Annotated in this window: 7 protein-coding genes and 1 pseudogene; 2 read left to right on the top strand and 6 right to left on the bottom strand. The window is 58.1% G+C overall.

Annotated features, from left to right (window positions below; all coding sequences use genetic code 11):
• The 6 genes and pseudogenes from VEZ52_RS08825 to mobA all read right to left on the bottom strand — a co-directional run.
• Nucleotides 1-194, bottom strand: a pseudogene (locus VEZ52_RS08825) (formate dehydrogenase); the annotation flags it as partial.
• Between the two features lie 49 nt (nt 195-243).
• Nucleotides 244-3,282 (bottom strand): formate dehydrogenase-N subunit alpha, encoded by a 3,039-nt coding sequence (fdnG, locus tag VEZ52_RS08820; protein ID WP_324836500.1) that lies wholly within the window; start codon nt 3,280-3,282, stop codon nt 244-246.
• Between the two features lie 418 nt (nt 3,283-3,700).
• The gene (locus VEZ52_RS08815; RefSeq protein ID WP_324836499.1) at nt 3,701-4,387 is read right to left on the bottom strand and encodes a nucleotidyltransferase domain-containing protein; all 687 of its coding nucleotides are present in this window, start codon (nt 4,385-4,387) and stop codon (nt 3,701-3,703) included.
• Nucleotides 4,374-5,024, bottom strand: a complete 651-nt coding sequence (locus tag VEZ52_RS08810) for a TetR/AcrR family transcriptional regulator (protein WP_324836498.1) — start codon at nt 5,022-5,024, stop codon at nt 4,374-4,376. The genes VEZ52_RS08815 and VEZ52_RS08810 overlap by 14 nt, the downstream gene beginning before the upstream one ends.
• Before the next feature lie 205 nt (nt 5,025-5,229).
• The gene (locus VEZ52_RS08805; protein ID WP_227118536.1) at nt 5,230-6,924 is read right to left on the bottom strand and encodes an FmdE family protein; all 1,695 of its coding nucleotides are present in this window, start codon (nt 6,922-6,924) and stop codon (nt 5,230-5,232) included.
• Nucleotides 6,925-7,110: 186 nt separating this feature from the next.
• Complete coding sequence (gene mobA / locus VEZ52_RS08800) at nt 7,111-7,734, bottom strand: molybdenum cofactor guanylyltransferase (RefSeq protein ID WP_324836497.1); 624 nt, start codon at nt 7,732-7,734, stop codon at nt 7,111-7,113.
• Between the two features lie 171 nt (nt 7,735-7,905).
• Here mobA and VEZ52_RS08795 point away from each other — a divergent pair, with 171 nt between their 5' ends.
• Nucleotides 7,906-8,487, top strand: a complete 582-nt coding sequence (locus tag VEZ52_RS08795; protein ID WP_324836496.1) for a transglutaminase domain-containing protein — start codon at nt 7,906-7,908, stop codon at nt 8,485-8,487.
• Between the two features lie 227 nt (nt 8,488-8,714).
• Nucleotides 8,715-9,173: CvpA family protein (locus VEZ52_RS08790; RefSeq protein WP_324836495.1), on the top strand; the 459-nt coding region annotated here is incomplete at its 3' end.

Genomic DNA, 9,173 nt, shown 5'->3' with positions numbered 1-9,173 from the left:
ACGGTGCCGTCAGGCTTCATACGCTCGCGAAAACGAACAATCTTGAGGTTGTTGGGGTTCAGATCCGGCGGATTCTGATGAGTGCCGCGCTGCTTGGTCTCATTGGCAGGCAGGTCATGCCATTCCTTACAGGCCAACTGGCAGCCCCGGCATGCCGTGCACCGAGTGGTGTCGATCAAAAAAGTCTTCGGCATAGCAATGCTCCTTGGCGGGCGCACTCCACTAAGGAGCGCGCCCGGCTCGTTAGCCTATTTCGGTCAGCTTGTCGGCCTTACGCAGATTGACGCAGCAGGCCTTGGATTCAGGAATGGTGGTGTTGGGGTCATACGCACCAACGGTCAGCCTGTTGGTGGAGTCGCCGCACTTGGGCGTTGTCCAGCCAAAGGCAAAGGGCATACCCACAAGGTGGATCGTTCTGCCCATAACCGTAAAGGGACGAATGCGCACCGTCACCATGGCGATGGCCTCGCAGGTACCGCGAATGCTTTCAAGAAGGACGCCGTCGCCGTTCTTGATGCCCTTTTCCTTGGCCAGCTCTGGGCTCATTTCCACATAGAGCTGGGGCTCGGTTTCGAGCAGGTTGGGCACATTGCGCGTTTCGCCGCCGCCGCACCAGTGTTCGGTGAGGCTGTAGGTGGTCAGCACGTAGGGGTAGTTGGGGTCAGCGGGTGCGGCGATCTTGTCCATATCAGAGGTATGGAACTTGTACACCGGGCTGCTCAACTGCCTGGAGAACGGATGGCTGGCCAGAGGCGTTTCCGCAGGTTCGTAGTGTTCGGGGAAGGGGCCGTCGGCTGGGCCAGTGGCGAAGAACTGGGAATGCCCGTCCTTCACCATGATGAAGGGCAGCTTGCCGCCTTCATTGGCCATAGGCGGCCAGGGGCCGTCGGGCACGTCACCCACCCATTTGGTGCCGTCCCATTCAATAACTGCCCGCTTGGGATTGAACGGCTTGCCGTTCACGTCCACAGAGGCGCGGTTGTAGAGGATGCGGCGGTTGACCGGCCAGCACCACGACCAGTTGGGGAACAGGCCGATGTTGGCCTGCATGGGCGTCTGACTGGTATTACGGCGTTTGGACTTGTTGCCTTCTTCTTCTGTCCAGCTGCCTGTGTATATCCAGTTGAGCGACGAGGTCGTACCATCGTCCTTCAGCGCTGCGAAGGCCGGCACGAGCTGACCGCGCTTGTACTGCTTGTCGCCCACCTTGGTATCAGCCCAGAAGAAACCGTTGATACGGCGCGCCCACTCGGCAGCGTCGTACTTGTCTGTCCAGTGCATCTTGAGGATGGGGTCGGGCAGCACGCCGCCTTCGGTCTTGTACAGCTCGCGAATCTGGTTGAACAGGGGCACCACGATGTCCGCAAAGTTGCGTGCTTCGCCGCCGGGCATTACGCCCTGGTCAAACCACTGCAACCAGCGACCGCTGTTGCTGATGGTGCCTTCCTTTTCAATACGGTGAGCCGAGGGCAAGAGAAACACTTCGGTCTTGCAGGCCTTGGGGTCCACACCGGGGCGCTTCCAGTTGTCCGTGGTTTCCGAATTGTGCAGTTCCGAGCACACGAGCCAGTCCAGCTTGTCCAGAGCGGCCCGCATCTTGTTGGTATTGGGGAAGCTGTTCATGGGGTTCACGCCAAAGATGAAACCACCGCGCATCTTGCCCTGATAGAGTCTATCCATGGCAAACATGTACGAGCAGTCTTCATTCGGCTCCAGCTTGGCCAGCAGGTCATAGCAGAAGTCGTTTTCAGGCGTGGCTTCATCGCCAAACCAGCCCTTGAGCAGGCTTGCGATATACTTGGGCCTGTTGCCCCACCAGTTGGCGCTGTTGGGCAGCTTGGTGACAGGGGTGTTGGCCTTGTTGTAGTCGGCCAGGGTCTGCCACGGGGCACGGGGCGTCCCGTGGTAGCCAGGCAGGTTGTTGTACAACAGGGCATGGTCAGTGGAACCCTGCACATTGGGCTCGCCGCGCAGGGCGTTGATGCCGCCGCCAGCCACGCCGATATTGCCCAGCAGGAGCTGGATCAGCGATGAGAGGCGGATGTTCTGTACGCCCACGGTGTGCTGTGTCCAGCCCAGAGCGTACATGATGGTGCCGGCCTTGTTGGGGCCGCCAGTGGCGCAGAAAGCCTTGTAGACCTTGAGCAGATTTTCCTGCGAAACGCCCGTCACGTCAGAAACGTTTTTGAGCGTATAGCGGGAATAGTGCTGCCGCATCATGTTGATGACGCAGCGCTCGTTCTGGAAAGTGGGATCAATGACGGGCTTGCCGTCAGGCCCCATTTCCAGCGCCCATGTCTTTTTGTCGTATGTGCGGGTGGCCGGATCATAGCCGCTGAAAAGGCCGTCGTTGAAAGCGTAATCCTTGCCCACCACAAAAGCGGCGTGGGTGTACTTTTCAACGTATTCCTTGAAGTACAGCTTGTTTTCCAGAATGTAGTTGACCATGCCGCCCAGGAAGGGAATATCCGTTCCTGAACGCAGAGGCACGTGGAAGTCGCAACGGGCGGACGTGCGCGAGAACTTGGGATCAACGTGCATGAGCACGGCCCCGTTGTCCTTGGCCCGCATGACCCACTTAAAGGCGACAGGATGATGTTCAGCGGCATTGCTGCCGATAATAAGCACTGCATCGCTATTCTTGATATCGATCCAGTGGTTCGTCATAGCACCGCGTCCGAACGACTCTGCCAGAGCCGCAACAGTGGGGCTGTGTCAGACCCGCGCCTGGTGGTCCATATGGACAACACCCAGGCCGCGTATTGCTTGGTGAATGACTGCGCATTCTTCGTTGGAGGCGTGCGAGGTTCCCATCCAGAAGATGGAATCAAGCCGATTGACCGTCTGTCCCTTGGCATTCTTGAGAATAAAATCTTTGTCGCGGGTGTCTTTAACCCGGCGGGCGATCTGGGCCAAGGTCCAGTCCCAGTCTTTTTCCACCCAGTGATCGCTGTTGGGCGCGCGGTAAAGCGGCTTTTTCAGGCGGTGGTCATTGGTGTACATGCTGAAGAGCGCCGCGCCCTTGGCGCAGAGCGCACCTTCGTTGACGGGAAAGTCCGGGTCGCCCTCTGTGGAAACGAGCTTGCCGTCACGCACATAGGCTATGACCTGACAGCAGACCGAACAGAAGGGGCAGACGCTGATGACTTCTTTGGCGCCTTCTATCTTGAGTTTTACGGCGTAAGCCTGGGCCTCGCCCAGGTCGAAGCCCAGCTGCCCCAATGTGAGGCAGAGAACTCCTGCACCGACGCCCTTGAGGAAACTCCTCCGGGTGCTTTTCATGATGACACTCCTTTTTTAGGCCAATCACGCAACGCAAGGTCAGAACTCCTGCGTTGAACAAGACGCCTCTGAACTGCGTCAATTAACAAGATGGAGATTTGTTTTCACCATAGTTGAAAAAACGTGATATCGCAAGATACTTACATTTTTTTAAAGGGAACCGACCCTATTTGTGACCATTTTCCCAATGATCGAATTTTGTATGCCATTTCATGGTGATGGAACACTATAATTGATGGAATTGTACGCACAAACAGCACAATTTGGCTGGTATTTTCCTTCAAACTCTCACTGAAATAATTATACTTTTTCCTTAAAAAATTACGGTTCTCCAGTCGCCAGATAGCCTATTGCATAAAAAAACCACCTGGATCAGCCAGGTGGTTTACAAAAATCCGTCATAAAAAATACGCCCCGTTCAGTCAGAAACACCAAGGTTGCTCCCATACAAAATATCTTTGCACCAGCGCAGCAGCATGTCGTAGCATTGCCTTTCGGTGTGAGCAGCAAGCCAGAGGGGAAGGTCAAGCCCAACGGCAATGATATCTCTCTCCGAGCCTTCGAGGCTCGTCAGCAGTTCTTTTTTGCTGCGGCAGAACACGCCGGAGGCCAGGTAGCGCCGCACCAGCATGACAAAAAAGGCTGCTTTATAGGCATCTTTCAAAACAAGGGGTCTGGCCGCCGCATCCGCATACAGATACGTGTGCGTAAGAAGGTGAACAAGCCCGGCAGCACCGATTTTTGCGCTGTCCGCAGCGTCTTTATCCGTGATGACGGGGAGGAAATTCTCCAGCTTGCCAAACCAGTCTTCTGTGTCCTTCTGGAATGCAAAAAGTTCATGTCGCGGCCAATGGAAGATATCCCCGGCTCCGCCGATAAAGCCGCAGGCCTTTTGACCCTCGGGCATGGCGCGGACAATGGCGCGGTAAACATCAAGATCATCCAGGGCAACAGCATCCAGCAGCACAACCACATCAATATCGCTGGCTTCAGTGACCTCGCCCCGGCGGTAGCTGCCTTGCAGCCCAAGGTATCGCAGGCGCGCGCCAAAAGCATGCTGCAATCGCGGCAGGAGGTCTGCCATCCATGTTTCAGCATTGATCACAGCAGGCACCATCTCCTTCATACTTTTTATAAAGATAGCTGAACCGACCTTGTTCCGCGCCAAGAGCTTTTTCCGCCATCCAGGCAAGCGCTTTGGCCTTTTGCAAGCGCTCGGCGCCACCCCACGCAAATGCCGAGCCGTGCAGCAGAAATTCTGAAGCGGCAAGTAGTATCTCCATGCATTCTCTGGGATATTCCGTTCGGAACGAGCCCTCGCGCATTCCCTGCCGGACAATGCCCTCAAGAATGGGCGAAAGCCGCAGGACAATGGATGCCATGGTACGCTGATGCATATCCGCATTGCCCACGGCGCTGGCTTCTTTTTCCAGGCGGTCACCGCGCTTTTTGTCTCGCCCCGCGCCTGTGAGAATGCGGAACATTTTTTCGTGAGCGGATATGTGCGGATCGTCCGCCACAGCCTGCGCCACGATCATTTCCGCATCAATGTATCGCTCGATAGCGGCGTCCATAAGCGCCTCTTTCGAGGCAAAGTAATGATAAAACGTGCCCTTGGCGATATTCAGGGCTTCAAGAATGTCACTGATGGTAGTGCTGGCGTAGCCCTTTGACGCGAACAGAGCTTCTGCTGCGTCAACAATTTCCGCCCTGCGCTCGCTATGCTCTTTGATGATGCGCATGTGCGCCCCCTGCTCATAATAGACCGACGGTCGGTCTATATTTATCGACCATTCCGCGCATGGTCAACAGGCAATCTCCTCAACAGACGCGCAACGTCGCTCATACCCGGCGTGTGAGGAGAATAATCTGAAAAAAAGGAGGCCCCGAAAAAAAATTCCGGAGCCTCCGCGCAAAGTCATGTCCGCCTTTGCACAAGGCGCAGTCTTATTTACCGAACCAGCACTTGGGATAGGTGCAGGTGTGGCATGCCAGGCAGTAGCCGCCCTCGCCCATGCGGGCAGCCTCGGCGCGGGTCAGGCCACGGCCTGCCAGCATGCGCGGCAGCACCAGATCAAGAAAGGTTGTTTTAAAATACAGGGCGCAGGCGGGCACGCCCAGCACCTGCATATCGCCCTGTGGGCCAGGGATGCGGCCCATGAGGCTCATGGTGCCGGGCAGGATGGGCACACCGTGCAGCACATCTGTCAGCCCAGCTTCTACAAGGGCCTGACGGGTCACGTCGTCCGGGTCAACCGAAAGGCCGCCCGTGGTGATCAGCAGGTCGGCCCCGGCCTCGCGCATGGCGGCCACGGAGGCCTGCATCATGGCTTTGTCGTCCGGTACGATGTCGGTACGCACCACGGTGCAGTCCAGCATGCTGACCTTGGCGGTGATGACAGGGATGAACTTGTCTTCAATAATTCCCTGAAAAACTTCGGTTCCGGTCACAAGAATGCCCACGCGGGCTTTGCGCAGGGGCAACACGCGGAACAGAGGCCCGCCTTCCAGCGCTTCCAGCGCCTGACCAAGCCGCTCGCGCGTAATGTGGAGCGGGATGGCGCGGGTGCCGCAAAGCGGGCCGCCCTGCTTGACCAGGGTTCCATCCTGACGAGAAGCCACCATGACCTCGGGCACCAGATTGAACCGCGTCATGCGCTCCACATCCACGCAGAAAAGTCCATTACAGGCAGCCTTGAAATCTATCTTGCCTTCATGGGGCGGCAGTTCGTAGGTAACGCCTTCGCCAGCCATGCGGCGCGCAAAGATTTCCGCCACTTCATTTTCGTGCACAAGAGCACGGGGATCCTCGGGCGATAGCTGCGCGCTGGCCGGGGCATCATCTGTAATGGCCACATGGAAGCGGCCCATCTGCTGCAATCGGCAGATATCGCCCACAGAAATGCGCTGCCCGGCCTTGAATTCCGGCCCCTTGAACTGACCGGGGTCAATGCGGGTCATGTCGTGCGCCACGGTTTTGCCCACGGCTTCTTCCACAGGCACAACACGAACGCCCGTTGCGGCCTTGTGGTGCTCTGCGGCAAGGGCCTGACAGTCTTCCTTAAGCTCGCGCCGCGCCAGCACATAGGGGGCCTCGCCCTGGCAGCCACGGCACACGGGGCCGTCTTCCACCGGGTAGGCCTCGCCGCACACGGGGCAGCACAGAATGCGCGTCATGTGCTTGTGGCCCATAAACCGCCGCTTGACCGTGATGGGTTCCACCTTGCAGATGCTGTCGCCCGCGGCTTCAATTTCTGATTCCAGCAGATCGATATCCTGATCTTTCTTGGCCTTTTCCTTAAAGAACCAGGCCTTGAGTTCGGGATAGGCGGCCATCTTTACAGGATCCAGGCTCACGCGCACGCCCTCGCCAGTGTGCTTGTCAAACAGCGACACCGCGTAGCGGCCCAGATTGTGAATCTTCATCCAGTTGTTGCCGATGCTGCACAGGGTGAGCAACTGCACCGCGTCAGGCAGGCACTTGCCCGATTCCACCACGGCCTCAAACAGTGTGCCCTCGGGCAGATGGCGTTTGGCAAGCTCCACCATATAGCCGCCCACAAGCAGGCCCGGTGCGGCATAACCATGAAAATTCTCGGCAAGGCGATGAAATTCCTTAAACGTGTAAGCCCCAATATCCATGTTTGCTCCAAATCACCGCAGCGGGCTGAATAAAGCCATGTGCTGCGGCAGTGTTTTCACGCGCGTTTTCTCCGCTCGCCCGGGCAGACGCGCAACCGCGCCGGGTAGCAAATATTGGTTGGCGGCAACTCAGATTCCGCCGGATAATCACGATTACTTAGACGACCGTGAACTGGTAGAGAGAGACTAATGGGAAGCGTCCAGAATATCCAGCGCCCTTTGCAGGTCATCGGGGTGGTTCAGATTGAAAAACGGGCGGGCTTCTTCCGGGCCATAGGGCAAACGGCACTGCCGCTCGAGCGGCACGACCCTGTTGAGCCTGCCGCCGTGGAAGGCCAGCGAATCTTCAAACCAGTGAAGCGCTGCTGTTTCGTATACGGCGGAAAGGGCCTCGGGTCTGCCGCTGGCCGCATCAATGTAAAGCGTGGCAAGGGTATCAGCCGGGGCTGCATCGCGGGCGGCAAGCAGTTTGCGCAAGGTGGGCGCATCCATAAAGGGCATGTCGCAGGAAAGTACCAGCACGGCAGAAAATCCCTGCGCCTGCGCCGTGCGCAGGGCCGCGACCACCCCCGCTACGGGGCCGCAGTCTTTTTTTTCATCAAAAATGCACTCGTACCCGGCATGAGGAAGACCCGGCCTGCACGACACCCAGCACTGCGGCAGCAAGGAGGCAAGCAGAGCGTGCGTACGGGCCAGCAGATCGGGATTGTCCGAGCCATAGACCCGCAGCAGCGCCTTGTCGCGGCCCATGCGCGAGGAAAGCCCCCCCGCCAGCACAACGCCTGCCACGCGGCCCCGCAATGTATCCATCATGCCTCCTGCCCGGCCGATTGTTCCGCCCTGTGATGTTGCACGTTTGTGTTCTGCGCGCAAAGGGCAATGCGCTGCGGAGCTGAACGCTTTGGTCTTTTTGCACCCCGCAGGCCCCTGTGATAGGGTTTGGCGATGATGCACCAACAGCCCCCCGCACCGCAAGCCTGCATGAGCGAGACGGAAATCATTGATTTCCGCTCTGCACCAGTGCAGCGCAAGGCCGCCAGCCTTGCCGCGCACTGCGCATCTGAATTGGAACTCATTGAAAAAACTTTTGTATTTGTGCGCGATAGCATTGCTCACTCGGTGGATTGCGGCGGCACTGCTGTTACGTGCAGCGCATCGGAAGTTCTGCATGTGGGGCAGGGGCTGTGTTATGCCAAGGCGCATCTTCTGGCGGCATTGCTGCGCGCCAACGGTATTGCCGCAGGATTCTGCTACCAGTTGCTGGGATTTGAAGACGAGCACGATCCCCACCGGGTACTGCACGGCCTCAATGCCGTATGGATCAGCGAGCGGCAGGTCTGGCGGCGGTTGGACGCGAGGGGCAACAAGCCCGGCGTTGACGCGCAGTTTTTGCCGGACGGCCCCGAGCAACTGGCCTTTACCGTGCATCCCCGGTGCGGCGAGGTGGACTACCCTCATGTTTTTGCAGAGCCGGATCCCGGCGTGGTTCTGGCCCTGCGCAGCCACAGCAGTATTGCCCAACTGCTGCCCCGTCTGCCGCAACAGCTTGCCTGCCCTGTTTGACGCTCCGCTGACCCGCACATACTGCGCCCCCTGCTTGCAGCGTCCCGGTCATCCATGTTCCATACCGCAACTAGACCAGCAGCTTGCGGGCAATCAGCCCCCGAGGCACATTGTGCCGCAGGTCAGCATCTGCTATGCTCTGCCCCGCCGCAGGTCAAAGGCCTCGGCGCGAAAGCCTTCCCGGCAACGGCCCGCCATGCGGGCAATACAGCCGCAACGGAGAACGCATGGGTCAGGATATTTTCGACCTCATCATAGTGCTTGTACTGGTATTTTTTGGCACACGGGGCTTTATCCACGGTTTTGTGGGCGAAGTTGCCGGGCTTATTTCACTGTTGGGCGGCTTCTGGGCCGCGCACCATTACCATCCGCTGCTTGCGCCGCGCCTTACGCTCATCACTGATCCCTCATGGCGCATCATTGCGGCATACGTGCTCATTTTTCTGGGGGTCATCATTTCGGTGGCCATTATTGCGCGCATCCTGCAAAAAATACTTTCCTTCTCCTTTGTGTCATGGGCAGACAAACTGGCTGGCGGCATGCTCGGTCTTGCCAAGGGCGTCCTGCTCTGCTCGCTGGCCCTGCTGTTTCTGCAAAAATTTTTCGCGGGCGCGCCCTTTATGCAGCATTCGCGCGCACTGCCCTACTTCAACGCGCTCATGACCCAGGTACACGGCTGGCTGCCG

Source organism: Desulfovibrio sp. (genome assembly GCF_035644575.1).
Taxonomy (GTDB): Bacteria; Desulfobacterota; Desulfovibrionia; order Desulfovibrionales; family Desulfovibrionaceae; genus Desulfovibrio.
The sequence above is the reverse complement of the archived record's forward strand: the minus strand, read 5'-3'. Positions and strand labels throughout refer to the sequence as shown.